This is a genomic window from Dyadobacter sp., assembly GCF_039919315.1.
Lineage (GTDB): Bacteria > Bacteroidota > Bacteroidia > Cytophagales > Spirosomataceae > Dyadobacter.
This window is the reverse complement of sequence record NZ_JBDSFX010000054.1, coordinates 61,358-78,794: the sequence shown is the minus strand read 5'-3', so window position 1 is coordinate 78,794 and position 17,437 is coordinate 61,358. Positions and strand designations below refer to the sequence as shown.

At 45.8% G+C, this 17,437-nt stretch carries 16 protein-coding genes; 13 read left to right on the top strand and 3 right to left on the bottom strand.

Translation table 11 applies throughout. The annotated features are described in order from the left end of the window. The first annotated feature begins 8 nt into the window (after window positions 1–8). The 11 genes from ABIO93_RS15130 to ABIO93_RS15080 all read left to right on the top strand — a co-directional run bounded on the left by ABIO93_RS15130 (window position 9) and on the right by ABIO93_RS15080 (window position 14,001). Window positions 9–1,010 carry a Gfo/Idh/MocA family oxidoreductase gene (locus ABIO93_RS15130; RefSeq protein WP_348069078.1) on the top strand — a complete coding sequence of 334 codons (1,002 nt, stop codon included), beginning with the start codon at window positions 9–11 and terminating at the stop codon, window positions 1,008–1,010. A gap of 33 nt (window positions 1,011–1,043) precedes the next feature. Next, window positions 1,044–2,432, top strand: coding sequence for a DegT/DnrJ/EryC1/StrS family aminotransferase (locus ABIO93_RS15125; RefSeq protein ID WP_348069076.1), 1,389 nt, complete (start codon window positions 1,044–1,046; stop codon window positions 2,430–2,432). Further along, window positions 2,429–3,802 (top strand): neutral/alkaline non-lysosomal ceramidase N-terminal domain-containing protein, encoded by a 1,374-nt coding sequence (locus tag ABIO93_RS15120; RefSeq protein ID WP_348069074.1) that lies wholly within the window; start codon window positions 2,429–2,431, stop codon window positions 3,800–3,802. Before ABIO93_RS15125 ends, ABIO93_RS15120 begins: the two co-directional genes overlap by 4 nt. Window positions 3,803–3,879: 77 nt before the next feature. Next, window positions 3,880–5,145, top strand: a complete 1,266-nt coding sequence (locus ABIO93_RS15115; RefSeq protein WP_348069072.1) for a hypothetical protein — start codon at window positions 3,880–3,882, stop codon at window positions 5,143–5,145. Between the two features lie 10 nt (window positions 5,146–5,155). Beyond that, entirely contained in the window at window positions 5,156–7,093 is a 1,938-nt protein-coding gene (locus ABIO93_RS15110) for a PVC-type heme-binding CxxCH protein (RefSeq protein WP_348069070.1), read from the top strand. After that, on the top strand, window positions 7,090–7,461 hold the full coding sequence (locus ABIO93_RS15105) for a high-potential iron-sulfur protein (RefSeq protein WP_348069068.1): 372 nt from the start codon (window positions 7,090–7,092) through the stop codon (window positions 7,459–7,461). The genes ABIO93_RS15110 and ABIO93_RS15105 overlap by 4 nt, the downstream gene beginning before the upstream one ends. A 59-nt stretch (window positions 7,462–7,520) precedes the next feature. Further along, window positions 7,521–8,918, top strand: a complete 1,398-nt coding sequence (locus ABIO93_RS15100; RefSeq protein WP_348069064.1) for a Gfo/Idh/MocA family oxidoreductase — start codon at window positions 7,521–7,523, stop codon at window positions 8,916–8,918. 229 nt (window positions 8,919–9,147) lie between these two features. Continuing rightward, window positions 9,148–10,467 (top strand): sugar MFS transporter, encoded by a 1,320-nt coding sequence (locus tag ABIO93_RS15095; RefSeq protein ID WP_348069062.1) that lies wholly within the window; start codon window positions 9,148–9,150, stop codon window positions 10,465–10,467. Window positions 10,468–10,591: 124 nt separating this feature from the next. Beyond that, window positions 10,592–11,782 (top strand): N-acetylglucosamine-6-phosphate deacetylase, encoded by a 1,191-nt coding sequence (gene nagA / locus ABIO93_RS15090; RefSeq protein WP_348069060.1) that lies wholly within the window; start codon window positions 10,592–10,594, stop codon window positions 11,780–11,782. An 11-nt stretch (window positions 11,783–11,793) separates the two neighbouring features. Beyond that, entirely contained in the window at window positions 11,794–12,570 is a 777-nt protein-coding gene (locus ABIO93_RS15085) for a glucosamine-6-phosphate deaminase (protein ID WP_348069058.1), read from the top strand. Window positions 12,571–12,615: 45 nt separating this feature from the next. After that, window positions 12,616–14,001 carry a putative oxidoreductase C-terminal domain-containing protein gene (locus ABIO93_RS15080; protein ID WP_348069056.1) on the top strand — a complete coding sequence of 462 codons (1,386 nt, stop codon included), beginning with the start codon at window positions 12,616–12,618 and terminating at the stop codon, window positions 13,999–14,001. 281 nt (window positions 14,002–14,282) lie between these two features. Here ABIO93_RS15080 and ABIO93_RS15075 read toward each other — a convergent pair whose 3' ends face one another. Then, entirely contained in the window at window positions 14,283–14,954 is a 672-nt protein-coding gene (locus ABIO93_RS15075; RefSeq protein WP_348069054.1) for a hypothetical protein, read from the bottom strand. A 96-nt stretch (window positions 14,955–15,050) separates the two neighbouring features. After that, the gene (locus ABIO93_RS15070; RefSeq protein ID WP_348069052.1) at window positions 15,051–15,338 is read right to left on the bottom strand and encodes a hypothetical protein; all 288 of its coding nucleotides are present in this window, start codon (window positions 15,336–15,338) and stop codon (window positions 15,051–15,053) included. Between the two features lie 142 nt (window positions 15,339–15,480). Between ABIO93_RS15070 and ABIO93_RS15065 the strand changes: the two genes are divergently transcribed. After that, complete coding sequence (locus tag ABIO93_RS15065) at window positions 15,481–15,903, top strand: helix-turn-helix transcriptional regulator (RefSeq protein WP_348069050.1); 423 nt, start codon at window positions 15,481–15,483, stop codon at window positions 15,901–15,903. Window positions 15,904–15,911: 8 nt separating this feature from the next. Continuing rightward, window positions 15,912–16,223, top strand: coding sequence for a nucleotidyltransferase domain-containing protein (locus ABIO93_RS15060; protein ID WP_348069048.1), 312 nt, complete (start codon window positions 15,912–15,914; stop codon window positions 16,221–16,223). A gap of 80 nt (window positions 16,224–16,303) precedes the next feature. Here the strand turns inward: ABIO93_RS15060 and ABIO93_RS15055 are convergent, their stop codons facing one another. Further along, window positions 16,304–17,404: a hypothetical protein gene (locus tag ABIO93_RS15055; protein WP_348069047.1), complete on the bottom strand. Its 1,101-nt coding sequence runs from the start codon at window positions 17,402–17,404 to the stop codon at window positions 16,304–16,306. Window positions 17,405–17,437: the final 33 nt, after the last annotated feature.

Here is a 17,437-nt window from a genome sequence, read left to right as displayed (position 1 = left end):
TGAATTATATGCATTCCCTGAATCGAAGAAAGTTCATTTTGAAATCGGTGGCGACCGGTATCGGACTTGGTTTATTAGATTACACAAGCCTGAAAGCAAATCCTGCGGAGGGGAAAAGAGTGGGTATTATCGGGCTGGATACTTCGCATAGCATTGCCTTTACCAAGGGGCTGAATGCCGAACAACCCGACCCTATCTATGATGGATTCCGGGTTACCGCTGCCTATCCTTATGGTAGCAAAGACATTGAATCCAGTACCAAACGCATTCCTGGGTACATTGAAGAAGTAAAGAAACTGGGTGTCGAAATTACCGGTTCTATCAAAGAGCTGCTTGGAAAGGTTGATTTCATCATGCTTGAAACCAACGACGGAAGACTTCACCTGGAACAAGCCCTGGAAGTTTTCAAAGCAGGCAAGAGGATGTTTATAGATAAGCCGGTAGCGGCTTCCCTGTCGGACACCCTGGCGATTTACGAAGCTTCCAAAAAATATAAAATCCCCATATTCTCTGCTTCCTCTCTTCGCTACATCAAAGGAATCGAAGGCATTGACAAAAAGAAAGTATTAGGCGCGGACACATATAGTCCGGCCGTTCTCGAAAAAACACACCCGGACTTTTTCTGGTATGGCATCCACGGCGTAGAAACGTTATACACGGTGATGGGGACGGGCTGCAAAAGCGTGACCCGTGTGAGCACACCTAATACGGACATCGTGGTGGGTATTTGGGGGGACGGCCGCACGGGCACATTTCGTGGTACCCGCACGGGAAAACATGATTACGGCGCAACCGTTTTCACAGAGGACGGCAACAAAGTATTGGGCCCCTACGGCGGGTACGAGCCTCTTTTGGTCGATATTATTAAATATTTCAAAACCGGGGAAACACCCGTGACACCCGAGGAAACCATTGAAATTTTTGCTTTCATGGAAGCAGCGGACGAAAGCAAACGGCAAGGCGGGAAAAGCGTTACACTGGAAAGTGTATTGAGCAAGGCAAAAAAATAACCAACCATTCTGTCATCCTGAATCTGTAATCCCATGAAACCGTTTCAAGAAAAGGTATCTCGCAGAACGTTTATCAGGCAAAATTCAATGGCCGGCCTGGGCGTGGCGCTCGCTTCGACCGGTATAGCCAGCCCGCTGGTTCATATCAAATCAGCACAGAAGCCTGCGATACTCGGCGGGCCGTCTGCCTGGGCAGCTGACAAATGGCCGGTATGGCCTATGTGGAATCCCGAAACGGACGAAAAACAGGTACTGGAAGTGCTACGTAGCGGCATCTGGTCCCGTGCGCAGGTGGTAACCCAGTTTGAAAAAGAATGGGCGAGTGCACTGGGTGCGAAACGTTGCCTTTCCACGGTGAATGGTACCAATGCATTGGTGATTGCCATCAACCAACTGGGGATTCAGGCCGGTGACGAAGTACTTGTGCCGCCTTACACGTTTATAGCCTCCGTTTCCTCGATTTTATCCAATGGCGCCATGCCTGTTTTTGTGGATATTGACCCGGAAACATTTCAGATTGACCCTGCCAAAATAGAAGCGAAGATCACACCGCGTACCAAAGCCATTATGGCCGTCCATATTCTGGGACTTCCCGTGGATATGGACAGGATCATGGCGATTGCCAAAAAACATAAATTACTGGTGATCGAAGATGCTTGCCAGGCCCATTTGGCGGAGTATAGCAAGCAAAAAGTAGGAACGATCGGCGACGCAGGCTGTTTTAGTTTTCAGAATTCTAAAAACCTGCCGATCGGTGAAGGAGGTGCCATTGTGAGCAACAATGACGCCTTTATGGACCAATGCTTTTCATATCACAACTTTGGTTATGCCTACGGAACTACCGTTGGGGCTGTCAGTACAGGATGCCTTATTCAGGGTACTAAATTGCGTTTTACGGAATACCAGGCAGCCATTGGTCTGGCTCAAATGAAACGACTGGATAGCCAGACTACCATCAGAAATGACAATGCTGCGTATCTAAAATCCCTCATCAAGGATATCCCCGGCATTGTTCCCTATAAACTTTATGACAATGTAACGAGAGGCGCGTTTCACTTATTCCCTTTTCGTTACAAAAAAGAGGGTTTCAAAGACCTGTCGCGCGCGAGTTTCCTGAAAGCGCTGCAAGCTGAGGGCGTACCCTGTTCGAGTGGCTATGCGACGTTGAACACCCAGCCTTACCTGAAAGACACATTTGAATCCAAAAACTACCGGAAAATGTATCCGAAGGAAATGCTGGACATCAATCAATACAACGAGCAGAATAAATGTCCGGTAAACGACAAAGTATGCAATGAGGAAGCCGTGTGGTTTACTCAAAATATGCTTCTGGGCAGTAAGTCGGATATGAAGGACATTGCTTCGGCCATTGAAAAAATTCACCATAATGTGGACCAAATCAAAACGCTCGGTCAAAAATGAGGGTACTGATACTGATATTTCTGGCATTGCTTTATATCCTTCCTGCTTCCGCGCAAACCAAAAGCTGGAAGGCGGGTGTGGCCAAAGTGGCCATTACGCCGCAGGATCCGATGTGGATGGCCGGATTCGCATCCCGTACACACGGTTCCGACGGTAAGTTGCACGATCTTTGGGCCAAAGCTTTGGCGCTGGAAGATGCCGATGGTAAGCAGGCGGTGATGATCACGACCGATCTTTTGGGATTTCCTAAAAATTTGTCCGATAACATCCGGGCGCAGATTCTTGCAAAATATAAGCTTTCCAAAGCCCAGATCATCCTCAATAGCTCGCATACGCATTCCGGCCCGGTGCTGGGCACTGCGCTTTCGGACATTTATCCATTGAACCCCGAAGAACAAAACAAGATAGACGCCTACACTACGAAACTTGCAGAGCAAATCGTCGCGCTTGCCGGCGATGCATTGAAAGCGTTGCAGCCTGCTACTTTACATGCCCAAAATGGCGTGGCCCGGTTTCAGGTAAATCGTCGTAACAATGACGCGGCTACTTTGGAAAGGCTCACAGAAATTACCGGTCCCGGCGATGCAGCTGTGCCTGTTTTAAAAGTAGCAGATCCAAAAGGGAAAATAATGGCTATTGCATTTGGCTATGCCTGCCACCCAACGGTGCTGGATAGTTACAAATGGTCGGGAGACTATCCTGGATTTGCCCAAATTGAACTTGAAAAGCTTTATCCAGGTGCAACCGCATTGTTTTTCCAGGGAGCAGGAGCGGATCAGAATCCATTGCCTAGGCACACCGTACCATTGGCCATTCAATACGGAAAGACACTTGCGGCCGCCGTGGAGCGGGTTTTGAGTGAAGAAATGAAGCCATTGGACGCCACGTTGGCTACTGCCTACACGGAAGTAAATCTCTCTCTAACCACAGCACCTACCAAAGTTCAGCTGACTGCGATGGCTGAAAAAACTACGGGTTACCAGCAGCGATGGGCAATGCGGATGATCGATATGATCAACAAAGGAGAAAAGTTCGCTACCTCCTACCCTTTTCCATTGCAGGTGTGGAAGCTTGGCGACCAGCCGATTATGACCCTCGGAGGCGAGCTGGTGGTGGATTATGCCATTAACATTAAGAAAATATTCGGCCAGGAAACCTTTGTCATGGGATACTCCAATGATGTGATGACCTACATTCCCAGCACTACCATTCTCCGGGAAGGTGGCTATGAAGGCGAAGTGGCGGCGATTGTTTACGGCCTCCCTGCAACCTGGGCTTCGGATGTAGAGATAGAGATTTTGAATGGAATAGTACAGCTTGCGAAGCAGGCCGGGGTTACGAAGCCCGAGTCCAGGGTTATCAAGAATTAAGTTACTCAACGATCATAAATAAAGTGAATAGTACCGATTACTTCTTTGCCTTTGAAGCTTTAACTGATAAAAATTCCTTGACTGCAAAACATTACTATTCCGGTTTCGAAAGAGCGCATGACACTTACAATGCTATCTCAGCGGCAAGTGACGGGAAGATATATTATGTATTATCGTCTGATAACCATGAGATCGGCGGACAGATGTACGTGTATGATCCCGGGACTGATTCCATCCGGTTTATTGGCGATTTGACTACCATTTGCGGTGAACAGGATTTGAAAGCCATTCCGCAGGGCAAAAGTCACGTACGTTTTTATGAACGCAATGGAAAGCTTTACTTTTCAACGCATGTGGGCTTTTATCAGCTGATAGACGGCATGGACCGCTTGCCAGAAACTGCCCCGGACGGATACGCACTATATCCGGGCGGTCATTTTCTTTCCTATGATCTGGAAACCGGGGAATTTGAAGATCTGGCATTGGTACCCGACGGCGAAGGGATGGTGTCAATGACGATGGACAAAGATCGCGGGCATTTGTATGGTTTGACCTGGCCGAGAGGGAATTTTATTCATTACGATGTTGACAATGATATTTTAAGAAACCTCGGCCCTGTTTCAGCGGGTGGAGAAGCTGGTACGCCGGGTGAAGATTTCCGGTCGTTGTGCCGGTCGCTTTTTGTGGATGCAAGAAATGGTGCGGCTCATTTTTCGGTCGCTGAGGGTGATATTTTTACATACAGCCCTGAAACCAATGTGATCCGCAAGCTTGAAAATGTAGATCTACGGCTGGATTATTTTGGAAAATACGACCCTACCCGTCCGGGAAGTATGTCTTACAACTGGCGTAAAATCTTTTGGCACCCTGTTGAAAATGTGGCGTACGGTGTCCACGGCAACTCAGGGTATCTTTTTCGGTTTGATCCAAAAGACGAAACCATTGAAATCGTTGAACGCATTACATCCAGCCCTTCCAAGAAGAGCGGGATGTTTGACCAGTTCAGTTATGGGTACCTCGGGTTTCAGCTGGGCCCGGACATGGAAACCATTTATTACCTTACCGGCGGACCGGTTTATGTCGACGGCAAACGATTGAAAGGGGAAGAGCAGATCGCAAAAGGAGCTGCGAAAGGGCTTGAAAATCTCCATTTGATTACCTACCACATTCCCGGTCAGACTTACATTGACCACGGTCCTGTATTTTACGGTGACGGAGAAAGACCAACGTATGTCAATTCGATCGCAGTTGACGGAGATGGAAATATATACACGCTGGCACGCTTCGAGCACGACGAAAAAACCATTCAGGACCTGGTTAAGGTTACCAACCCATTCAAATAACTAATTGGTTATGAAACATCTGACCATTATTGCCCTGACCTGCTGTGCGCTAATTACTGCTTCCTGCTCCCAAAAACGTTATGCGGATGCATTAACGCCGGAGGAAGCATTGGAAAGTTTTCAGCTGGACAATGATTTCAAAATCGAAATTTTTGCAGCGGAGCCTTTCGTCTTAGATCCGGTGGAAATGGTTTTTGATGAAGAAGGACGCGCTTTTGTAGTTGAAATGCCTGACTATCCTTATAAACCGGAACCCGGAAAAGGGAAAGGTAGCATTCGAATGCTTACCGATTCAGATGGTGATGGGCGGATTGACAAATCCGTCATTTTTGCTGACAGTATCTCGGAGGCTACCAGCGTTTTGCCCTGGAAAGGCGGTTTGCTTGTGACGGCGGCTCCCAATATCCTTTTTATGAAAGACACTACGGACGATTTCAAGGCTGATATCAAGCAAGTTTTGTTCACTGGTTTTTTTGAAAATAATTCAGAGGCGCAGATTACGAATCTTCGTTTTGGCATTGATAACTGGATATATGCTTCCAATAATGGGCAAAACGGCACAGTTACTTCCAACAAAAAACCAGGCAAAGCGCCCCTCGCGATGAGCAGTGCGGATTTTCGTTTCCGGCTCGACAATGATGAATTCGAACAGGAAACAGGCCCGGGACAATTTGGACATACATTTAACGACTGGGGACATCGTTTTGTAACTCAAAACACTTTGCATATTCAGCATGCCGTGATCCCATGGCGCTACACGCACCGACATCCTAATATGCCTTCCGCAAAAGGAGTTTTTGATGTTTCGAACAAAGAAATGATCATGTACCAGGTCACTCCTGCCCCTTACTGGCGCGCTGAACGTACCAGGCAGCGTCAAAAACAATACGCAGAGCAGAATCTGGATCGCCAGGAATATGCCGATGATCATTTTACAGGAGCCTCCGGCGGGACGGTTTACAATGGTGATCTTTTTCCCAAAGAATACTATGGAAATGTATTTACCGGGGACGTAGCAGGTAACCTGATCCACCGCGACGTTTTGACGCCTTTGAAAGACAGTCCGACCTACCGCGCAGGCAGGGACAGCACCATTGAAAAAGACAAAGAATTTCTGGCTTCAACCGACCCCTGGTTTCGCCCGGCAAGTTTCATAGTAGGCCCGGATGGTGCTCTATATGTGATTGATATGTACCGTCAGCACATTGAAACGCCGGTTTCTATTCCGGAAGAACTGAAAACGGATATGGATTTCAATGCGGGAATGGATAAAGGAAGGATTTACAAGATCACTCCGAAAAATGCGGCAGGTCGTAAGGCTATTGCTCAGTACCCAGGCAAAATGACATCTGCGGAACTGGTCAAGCTGCTCGCACATCCAAACCAATGGTGGAGCGGACAAGCGCAAAAACTACTTCTGGAACGTCAGGACAACACTATTGCTCCGGCTGTTAAAACACTGTTTGAAACCAATACCGATCCGAGGGCACGGCTTCACGCATTTTTCGTATTGGAAGGATTACGGTCTCTTGATGCGGATATGATCAAAAAGGCCATGCGCGACGTCCACCCGGGTGTGAGAGAATATGGGGTAATGCTTTCGGAAAAATACCCGCAGCTATTGCCGGAACTGATCAAAGCGACGGACGATTCCTCGGCACGGGTAGCATTTCAGGCTACACTAAGCCTTGGCCAGTTTCCGGCCGTCAAATCTGCAACTCCATTAGCAGCAGTTTTACAGAAACATTACAAAGATCAATGGTTCAGAATGGCTGTACTCAGTTCCAAACCGGGTTCTTCGCCAGCATTTCTAGCATTGCTGACGGATCAATATGGTTTTTTCAACAGTATGGATGAGGAAAAAACCATTTTCCGGAAAGACATTGATCAAATTATAGAAGCAAGTAAAGCTGGTACCCTTGCAAGCCAGCGAGCAACTGGAAAATGAGAATAGCGAATAACACATTAACCCGGAAAGAGTTTATTGCGAAATCCGTTGGCATGACCACTTTCATGGCAGGTTCAGGCTTGTGGCTATTTGGATGCGGGACCAAAACGGAGGAAAAAAAACAGGAAGCTGTGGGCCCTCCCAAAGATCCTTGCAATGATTTTTCCAATGTGAGTGAAAATGATCTGAATGCGCGTAAAAAGCTTGGATATGTTAAGGAATCGCCCATTCCTGATTCCAAATGTGGTAATTGCCAACTATGGTTGCCGCCCAAAGATGGCAAGACTTGTGGCAACTGTCAGCTGTTCAAAGGACCGGTATTCACGACAGCTTACTGCACCTACTGGGCACCACAAATCCAAGGCTGACAATCAGTATGAATCTCTTTTCAAGCCTTTTTAAAACTGATGATCTTAAACTCTTTAATATGAAAAGCAATAATAACTCAACCCAAACCGATATGTCGTCCAACAACCCGGAACAAGGAGATAACAGAAGGAATTTTATCAAAAAATCCATTGCAGGTAGCGCATTACTGACTTTCGGAGGCGTATTGCCGGGTTTTAGTCCGAAAAGTTATGCGCGCATTTTGGGAGCTAACGAGAAAGTACGCGTCGGCATGATGGGTGTCAATAGCCGCGGTCTTGCATTGTCTTCCAATTATGCATTGCAACCTAACTGTGAAGTCGTTTCGATTTCGGACGTGGATACGCGGGCAGCTGAAAAAGCCATCGCCACAGTAAGCGATATTCAAAAATCCAAACCTGCTAGTATTCCTGATTTCCGCAAAGCGTTGGAAAATAAGGATATGGATGCGCTGGTAATCGCTGCACCGGATCACTGGCATGCGCCGGCAGCTATATTGGCTTCCAAAGCTGGCAAACATGTGTATCTTGAAAAACCTTGCAGCCACAATCCAAATGAAGGTGAGATACTGGTTTCGGTGGCTAAAAAATATAAAAATGTGATCCAGATGGGCAACCAGCGCCGTTCCTGGCCGAATGTTGCTGCTGCTATCAAAGAAGTACATGATGGCCTAATCGGTCGTCCGTATTTTGTGAAAGGATGGTATACCAATAACAGAGCGTCTATCGGAGTAGGGAAAGAAACTGCTGTACCATCGTGGCTGGACTACGAATTGTGGCAAGGACCTGCACCGAGACGTGCTTTTAAAGACAATCTAATACACTACAACTGGCACTGGTTCTGGAATTGGGGCACCGGCGAGGCGCTGAACAACGGTACCCACATGCTGGACCTCATGCGCTGGGGATTACAGGTAGATTATCCTACCAGAGTCACTTCCTCAGGCGGACGTTTCCGTTACAGAGATGACTGGGAAACACCCGATACTCAGGTCATTAACCTCGAATTTGCCAACAATACCGCTATGTCGTGGGAAGGCAGGAGCTGCAACGGGCGTACCATTGAAGGCAGCAGCGTAGGCGTAGTATTCTATGGCGATTCGGGTTCTTTGCAAATCGGAGAAGGTAACACTTACACGATATATGGGCTTGATAACAAGATCATTAAAGAAGTAAAAAATGACTTTGTAATTGACCCGAGAAATAAAATGAACCCGTCGCAGGGATTGGACGCATTACACATTCAGAATTTCTTTGACGCCATTAAAAAAGGCACGCCATTGGCTTCCGAGATTGTAGGTGGACATCAAAGTACATTGCTGGCGCAACTTGGTAACATAGCGATCCGCTCCGGCGGAACGCTGAACATCGACCCCACCAACGGTCACATCAAAGGCAACAAAGAAGCAGAGAAGCTTTGGAAACGTGAGTACCAAAAAGGCTGGGAACCAACCATATAACCATAATCCAGGACCTGCCTAACCCAGGACTTAAGTCCTGGGCTAGGCAGGTCCTGGGCTAGGCAGGTCCTGGGCTAGGCAGGTCCGGGCTAGGCAGGTCCGGGCTAGGCAGATCCGGACCCATGCAGGCGTGGAGCTTCCGAGGACAGAGCTCCGCCTCTGCCGACCATCATCACCCAACCCGAGGATTCATCCTGGGGACTATACATCCGATAATGAAACAACAACAATGAAAAGTGAAACCATAGCAATCAAAGTCGAAAACCTGACCAAACAAGAGACTACCATATCAATCTTTCTGATCGGTCTGATGTTTTTCATTTTTGGCTTTGTGTCCTGGGTCAATTCCATTTTGATCCCCTATTTCAAAATTGCCTGCGAGCTGACCAGTTTTCAGGCATACCTGGTGGCTTTCGCTTTTTACATTGCCTACTTCGTGATGTCGGTTCCGTCATCCTACCTTTTGAAAGCTGTAGGTTTCAAAAAAGGAATGATGTTTGGTTTCTGGGCGATGGCATTGGGTGCATTCATATTTGTTCCGGCGGCTATGTCGCGAACTTATGAGATCTTTTTGCTGGGCCTGTTTACAATTGGTATCGGCTTGTCGATCCTTCAAACAGCAGCCAATCCTTACATCACGATTTTGGGCGCCAAAGAGCGGGCGGCGCAACGGATCAGTATGATGGGGATCTGCAATAAGGCGGCGGGAATTTTATCTCCCATTGTATTTGCAGCGGTGATTCTTAAACCTACCGATACCGATTTGTTCAAGCAACTGAGTTCGATGACTGATGTTCAGCGAAGCGCAGCGTTGGATGAGCTGATCCAGCGGGTGATCGTTCCGTACATTTGTCTGGGTTCATTTCTGTTTGTTTTAGGGTTTCTAGTTTTCAAATCACCGCTTCCGGAAATTGATACAGAGCACGAGAGTGAACATCTTGCAACAGCCAACGCGGGTAAGAATAGTATTTTTCAATTTCCACATCTCATTTTGGGCGCTTTGGCTATTTTCCTGCATGTGGGTACGCAGGTGATCGCGATCGATACCATCATTGGTTATGCCAATTCAATGGGCATTGATCTGCTGGAAGCCAAGGTATTTCCTTCTTACACATTGTTTTGCACAATCTGCGGTTATCTGATTGGCATTACAGTGATACCGAAGTTCATCAGTCAGGTGAATGCATTGAGAATCTGCACGGTACTTGGGACGATTTTTACATTGCTCATTATTTTTGCACACGGCCAAGTCAATTTCCTAGGTCATCAGGCTGATCTTTCAATCTGGTTTGTGGTTTTGCTTGGTTTGGCCAACTCGCTGGTATGGGCCGGAATATGGCCGCTCGCACTCGACGATCTGGGAAGATTTACAAAGCTCGGCGCATCCGTGATGATCATGGGACTTTGTGGCAATGCCATTATGCCGCTTTTCTACGGATATTTTGCTGATAAATTGGACGTGCGGCAGGCGTACTGGGTGTTACTGCCGTGTTATTTGTATTTGGTTTTTTATGCGGTAAAAGGACATAAGTTTAGGAAGTGGAGGTGAGGGGGTTTTAGCTATTAGCTGTTAGCTGTTAGCAATTAGCCGTTAGCATTTCGCTTTCTCCGGGATTGAAATGATGTTTACATATTAACGCAATAAAAAAGCTAATAGCTAAAAGCCCAAAAACATGCGCCTCAAAATAACAAACGGCACACTAATAACACCTTACCGCTACCTGAAAAACGGTACGCTGGTAATTGAGGATGGAAAAATTGTGGGCGTTCATCAGGGTAATGTTGAAGTACCAGACGCAGAGGTAATCGATGCCAACGGACATTACATTGCCCCGGGATTTATCGATCTGCACATTCATGGTGGTGGCGGACATGATTTTATGGATGGTAGCGTCGAGGCGTTTTTGGGAATTGCCGAAACACATGCGCAATACGGTACAACAGCCATGGTGCCGACGACATTAACCAGTGAAAAAGAGGATTTGCTCGAAACATTGGATTTGTACGAAAAAGCCAATGCAAGGAATACAAAAGGCGCGCAGTTTCTCGGAATGCATTTGGAAGGCCCCTATTTTGCATTGAGCCAAAGAGGTGCGCAGGATCCACGCTACATTCGAAATCCTGATCCGAAAGAATACGAAGAAGTACTGGCTTATTCTTCCTCGATAACGCGATGGAGCGCCGCGCCAGAACTTCCGGGTGCCATTGAATTTGGTAAAAGACTGCGTCAGAAAGGTATACTGGCGGCTGTGGCCCATACGGATGCGATTTATGAGGAAGTGCTGGAAGCTTATGAAAATGGTTACACACTGGCCACGCACCTTTATTCTGCCATGTCGGGAGTTACGAGGAAAAATGCATTTCGCTACGCAGGTACCATTGAAAGCGCCTTTTTGCTGGATATGGATGTGGAGATCATCGCCGACGGCGTGCATTTGCCTGCACCGCTTTTGAAATTAATATATAAAATAAAAGGCCCTGACCACATTGCATTGATCACCGACGCCATGCGTGCTGCCGGAATGCCGGAGGGCGAAAGTACATTGGGTTCTCTCAAAAACGGCTTGAAAGTGATTGTGGAAGACGGAGTCGCTAAGTTACCCGACCGCACCTCATTTGCCGGAAGTGTTTCTACTGCCGACAGACTGGTAAGAAACATGGTTCAAATGGCGGACGTTTCTTTACTCGATTCAGTGCGAATGATGACGGCTACGCCAGCGCGCATTATGGGTGTTGACAATAAAAAAGGCACGCTGGTGGCTGGGAAAGATGCTGACATTGTCATTTTCGATGAGGATATCAGGATACAAACTACCATTGTACAGGGAAGAATTATTTACGAAAAACAATATCAAAAAATCTAACTACCGCAATAATGAAAGTTGATAATCTTGAAATAAAAATCTTTGAAACCCGACAGGAAATGGGTGAAAATGCAGCTAGAATGGTTGCCGATAAGATCCGGGAAATTCAGGATACCAAGGATTTGGTGAACATTATATTTGCCTCTGCGCCGTCCCAGAATGAATTCTTGGAAGCATTGAAATCAGAGCAGGGAATTGCTTGGGAAAAGATCAATGCTTTCCACATGGACGAGTACGTGGGTGTACCGGCGGATGCGCCACAGAATTTTGGTTATTTTTTGAAAGTGCGTCTGTTCGATCATGTACCGGTGCATTCTGTTTCATACCTCGACGGTAACGCTACCGACATTGAAAAAGAATGTCAACATTACGCAAACCTGTTGCTCGAAAATCCGATCGACATTGTTTGTCTGGGGATTGGTGAAAATGGTCACCTCGCTTTCAATGATCCGCACGTAGCTTTTTTTGATGATCCATTGATCGTAAAAAAGGTAGAACTCGACGATGCCTGCCGCCAGCAACAAGTGAATGATGCCTGTTTTGATACTTTTGACGAAGTACCGGAAACTGCATTAACATTGACCATTCCGACATTGCTGAAAGCCAAATACGCATTTTGCATTGTTCCCGGCGAGAAAAAAGCGGATGCCATTTACCATACCGTTGCGGAAGATATCAAGGAAGAATTCCCTTCTACCATTCTCCGCAAGCATCCTCACGCCATTTTATTTATCGACAAAGCCAGTTCAGGGAGGCTGAAAGAAATTTCGTCTTACAGTCAGGCGTAGTTCCGTTTTGGGATTATCTTGCAAATATTACCTCAACCCAATCCAATGAGAAAAGAACTCTTGACGATCGCTTTATTGAGCGCAATGGCATTAAATCAGGGATGTAGTACGAAAAAAGAAGAGGCTAAGGATGAGGCGAAGAAACCTTTGAGCCTGATTGTTGTAGAACCCGGCCACTTCCATGCGGCATTGGTTCAAAAATCAATGTATGCGGATGTGGACTCGGTAGTGCATGTTTACGCTTCCGAAGGTCCGGATGTGAAGGCTTATCTGGACAAAGTGGAGAAGTATAACTCCACTCCCGAAAATCCGACGCATTGGAAAGAAGAAGTATACACCGGCGCGGATTTCCTGGACAAAATGCTTGCTGAAAAGAAAGGCAATGTAGTGGTACTGGCTGGTAACAATCAGAAAAAAACGGATTACATTAAAAAGTCGGTAGACGCCGGCCTCAATGTACTGGCCGACAAACCAATGGCAATCGATGCCGCCGGTTTCGATAAGCTGAAAGAAGCATTTGCGAGTGCCGAAAAAAATAAAGTGCTTTTGTATGATATCATGACGGAGCGCTACGAGATCACCAATGCCTTGCAGCGCGAACTGGCTTCATTGCCTGCTATTTTTGGAGAATTGCAAAAAGGTACCCCCGAAAATCCTGCCGTGGTGAAGGAAAGTGTTCACCATTATTTCAAATACATCTCCGGTGAGCCGCTGGTGCGGCCGACCTGGTTTTTTGATGTGAACCAGCAAGGCGAAGGAATGGTAGATGTAACGACACATTTGATCGATCTGGTGCAATGGAGTGCCTTTCCGGATGTGACTTTGGATTATGGAAAAGACATTGAGCTGCTAGGTGCAAAACGGACAGCAACGCAATTGACAACATCACAATTCAAGTTGGTCACCAAAAGCGAAACTTTCCCTGACTTCCTGAAAAAGGACCTCAAAGACACTGTTTTGAATGTGTATTCCAATGGCGAATTGAGCTATAAGCTAAAAGGTGTGCATGCAAAAGTTTCCGTTCTCTGGAATTTCCAGGCACCGGAAGGAACCGGTGACACCCACTATTCGATCATGAAAGGTTCAAAAGCGAACCTGATCGTGCGCCAGGGAAAAGACCAGAAATTCAAGCCGGTACTGTATATTGAAGCAATCGACAAAGGCAAAGCTTACGAAGATGCTGTTGCGGCTGCATTCAAATCCGTTCAGGAAAAACATCCGGGCGTAGAACTGAAAAAGATCGCTGCGGGCTGGGAAATTACCATTCCAGTTAAGTACGACACCGGCCACGAGTCACATTTCGCCCAGGTTGCGAATAAGTATATGGAGTATTTGAAGGCTGGTAAGCTGCCGGAGTGGGAAGTCCCGAATATGATCGCGAAGTATTGGTTGACGACTGAGGCGCTGAAACAGGCGAAAGAGAAGAAGTAGGGATGAGCGGCCGACCTTAACCGTGGGCTTCAGCCTACGGATCGAAGCCAAAAACAAAAATCATACCTCACGTCAGGTACCCACGACTGAAGTCATGGGCTAGGGGTGCGCTCTGCATCATGATATGGGCCAACCTTAACCGTGGGCTTCAGCCTACGGATCGAAGCCAAAACAAAAAACATCCCGGCTTTAGCCAAAACCTTGCGGTGGCTAAAGCCGGGATGTTTTCTCTGTCGCACTTCCGGTACCCACGACTGAAGTCATGGGCTATTTTAACATTCCTACCTATTCTTCCCCTGAAACAACGCCACCCCGACCTTCCCAAACACCCCCCTACCCGATACACCGCTCCTTTTATCACTCCGTTTGGATATCATCAGATCGTCCCTGTATTCTGCAGAAATCGTCAATCGCGACCATTTGAAACCGACCGAGCCCGAGGCAACCGGAGCAACTCGCTGAAATTCGAAAACGTCCCTGATAACCCTGTCGCCCCTGCTGGCTTCACGCTGAACGATCGAAATAAAGACATTTCCTCCCACCTTTCCGTCTATAAAAAACTTAACCGGCGATTCCGGATTCAAATACAGCCTCATTCCCGCATCTGCTGCGACCCTGTGGTGCAATTCGCGGGTATAATAGTGAGATGCCGTTTGGCTGGGATAATGAAAAAGCTGCGGATGCAACTTCTTTTGCATATAACCTACCTGCCCCAGCACAGACCATCGCTGATTCAGTGGCCTCTCAAAATAGAAACCCGCTCCCCATGAGCGGCTTGAAGAAAAATCCAGGATATCGTCCCCGTAATTTACGTCGGCCGCGTAGCTTTTATGATACCAATCCCGCCCATAATCACCCTGAACACCAACCTCCCAACGTCGCGCCTGCTGAGCTTCCACCGAAACAGAAAGGCACATTGAGGCCATCACCAAAATCATAAAAAAGTTTCTCATACACAAGCACAGATAAGGCCAAATACATTGATTACGAACGCTATGTAACCAAATATATCAAACAAAATCAGAAACTCCACAATCAGTCACTTCGGTTCAAGCCCCTTCTGTTTCCCCCAACCTAATCCGTTCCACCTTCTCAAAGAATTCAAGCAACTCCTTAAATGAAAAGTATGTGTTGCAAAGCTCAGGCGCGTGGCCGAAATCTTTGAGGGCGACAATGTATCCGCCAAACATCGTCCAAAGTTCGGCCTTCCAGCTTTCGGCGCTATTATTGCTCAACAAACTGCCTACCTCCCGGCCATAGGCCAGAAATTGCGCGTCGGCAGTCTCCTCTAAGTGTGTTTTGGTGTCCATTTTGTTGATTTCAGATGTGTTGAACATTTGGGTTTTCTGCAAAGCACGGCTTCCTGCAAACGTTACCCTACACATCCGGCAGGTACATTACGCCAAAATGCTTGTAAATTACCCGAACACTTCCCGCCAGATTTATATAAATTGCCCCTTTAACCAAACCCCTTTCCACATGGCACATACTACCTCCAATCCGAAGATCCACGAAGGCCGAAACCTCAAACGATTTCGTGAACTTTTGGGCCTCAAACAAGACAGCCTGGCGTTTGAGCTTGGCGAAGACTGGAACCAGCAAAAGGTTTCTTTACTCGAACAAAGAGAAAAAATCGATTCCGATATTTTGGAACAAGTTGCGGCGATTCTTAAAATCCCGGCTGAGGCGATTCGGAATTTTGACGAGGAAAGTGCTGTGAACATCATTGCAAATACATTCAATGATAGCTCAATGATTAATGCTATCAATAACAATCCTACTTTTCATCCCGTTGAACAACTCCTTCGACTTCACGAAGACAAGATTGCTTTGTATGAGAGGATGTTGAAGGAGAAGGATGAGATGATGGGGCGGTTGGAAAGGTTGATTGCGGTTAAATAAAGTTGAATGTGAAATGGCTGGAAAAGTATCAAGCCGAAATTGTAGTGCTTTGTAAAACTTACAAAGTGAAGAGATTATATGCATTTGGGTCAGTTCTGACTGAAAACTTTAACGACGAAAGTGATATTGATTTAATCGTTGACTTCTTTGACTTGGAAGTTGAGAATTACGCTGATAATTATTTTGACTTCAAGTTTGGGTTGCAAGATGTGTTTGAGCGGCGAGTTGATTTGTTGGAGGAGCGTGGGATCAGGAGTTCTTTTCTAATAGCACATTTAAATTTGAGTAAAAAGCTTATATATGAAAATTTAGCATGCTAGCTGCCATAGCACTACTACAATCTAATCACCATCTGAAAAACTTCATTTACTTGTTGCTGGTACACATTTATTTTTATAACTTAAAAGGGAAGGTCATCATCAGCTTTTCTAAGATCTGCTAGTTTCATTAAAAAATCGCCAGTTATTTCAATTGGCATTTCATTGAGAATGTAGTTCTCAACTTCAATCTTATCATTCCCACCAAGCCTATCAAATATTTCTATAAAAAACCTCACTAAGGGCACTTCACCCTGATAGGCCGATAAAATTGACTTGACCAACCGTTTAAATTCTACCAATGTCCTCTCGGAAGCAATGTAATGAGAAATAGATGTCAGACCATATAAATTTGACGAATAAATACCTTGCTCTAAAATAGTATAAACATTGTAATCGATGTAGTTTATTATATACAATAAAATAGTTTCGCTGTCTCTATCCGGCAACAGTCTTAAATCCTTGTGCCAAATTCTGTATAACGAAAGAATCTCTTTTGCCTCACCGACTTGTACTCTTACAACTAGGTCTTTCAGTTGTTCTAACACAAAATCGTTTGATAGGAAAGGCCTTAGCCTATAAATAAGAGGTCTTAAATTATCAGCTAATGTTCTCTGCAGAGCTCGCCTTCCTGGCTTATAATCTCTCAATAAAAAATAAAGAGCATGTTTTTCTCTTTGATTCAACCTTAATAATAACTCTTTAAATAATTCAGCGGAAGTTTCATCCTTTTCTAGTTTCTCTATGATATCATTTGCAGAAAATCCATATCGATCAATCAAGTAGCTTTTAATTTCGGTGGACAAAATAGCTACTAAGGTCACTGCTATTTTGGCCGTATTAATATCAAATCTCTCATTCTCCCTAACCTCCCTACCTGGGTGAATTAGATTTCTATAACCTCTTAGAATAGATAAAAGATCTTTTGACTTATCCGATATTATTTTTTCTGCATGAGCAATGTCAATTAGCTGATAAAGTTGTTTTTTCAAAAACTCATCTCTACTACCAGATATGTGGTGACTTAAAATATCAATCAATATTGTCTCAATAATGCTTCCCGCAAGAACCAAGACCGACTTTGCAGCTCCATTTTTAAGACAAAGTTCCATTTCATTTTGATCTCTAATCAAAATGTCCCGAAGTTTATTGTCTCCTATATATTCAAAATTCACGGAATCCATAGTTTGTCATTTTGCCAAAAGCTCTTCAATTTA

What these genes read in the sequence shown, in the direction of transcription:
- ABIO93_RS15130 (WP_348069078.1), top strand. Translation starts at nt 9, where the DNA reads ATGCATTCCCTGAATCGAAGAAAGTTCATTTTGAAATCGGTGGCGACC.
- ABIO93_RS15125 (WP_348069076.1), top strand. Translation starts at nt 1,044, where the DNA reads ATGAAACCGTTTCAAGAAAAGGTATCTCGCAGAACGTTTATCAGGCAA.
- ABIO93_RS15120 (WP_348069074.1), top strand. Translation starts at nt 2,429, where the DNA reads ATGAGGGTACTGATACTGATATTTCTGGCATTGCTTTATATCCTTCCT.
- ABIO93_RS15110 (WP_348069070.1), top strand. Translation starts at nt 5,156, where the DNA reads ATGAAACATCTGACCATTATTGCCCTGACCTGCTGTGCGCTAATTACT.
- ABIO93_RS15105 (WP_348069068.1), top strand. Translation starts at nt 7,090, where the DNA reads ATGAGAATAGCGAATAACACATTAACCCGGAAAGAGTTTATTGCGAAA.
- ABIO93_RS15100 (WP_348069064.1), top strand. Translation starts at nt 7,521, where the DNA reads ATGAAAAGCAATAATAACTCAACCCAAACCGATATGTCGTCCAACAAC.
- ABIO93_RS15095 (WP_348069062.1), top strand. Translation starts at nt 9,148, where the DNA reads ATGAAAAGTGAAACCATAGCAATCAAAGTCGAAAACCTGACCAAACAA.
- nagA (WP_348069060.1), top strand. Translation starts at nt 10,592, where the DNA reads ATGCGCCTCAAAATAACAAACGGCACACTAATAACACCTTACCGCTAC.
- ABIO93_RS15085 (WP_348069058.1), top strand. Translation starts at nt 11,794, where the DNA reads ATGAAAGTTGATAATCTTGAAATAAAAATCTTTGAAACCCGACAGGAA.
- ABIO93_RS15080 (WP_348069056.1), top strand. Translation starts at nt 12,616, where the DNA reads ATGAGAAAAGAACTCTTGACGATCGCTTTATTGAGCGCAATGGCATTA.
- ABIO93_RS15075 (WP_348069054.1), bottom strand. Translation starts at nt 14,954, where the DNA reads ATGAGAAACTTTTTTATGATTTTGGTGATGGCCTCAATGTGCCTTTCT.
- ABIO93_RS15070 (WP_348069052.1), bottom strand. Translation starts at nt 15,338, where the DNA reads ATGTTCAACACATCTGAAATCAACAAAATGGACACCAAAACACACTTA.
- ABIO93_RS15065 (WP_348069050.1), top strand. Translation starts at nt 15,481, where the DNA reads ATGGCACATACTACCTCCAATCCGAAGATCCACGAAGGCCGAAACCTC.
- ABIO93_RS15055 (WP_348069047.1), bottom strand. Translation starts at nt 17,404, where the DNA reads ATGGATTCCGTGAATTTTGAATATATAGGAGACAATAAACTTCGGGAC.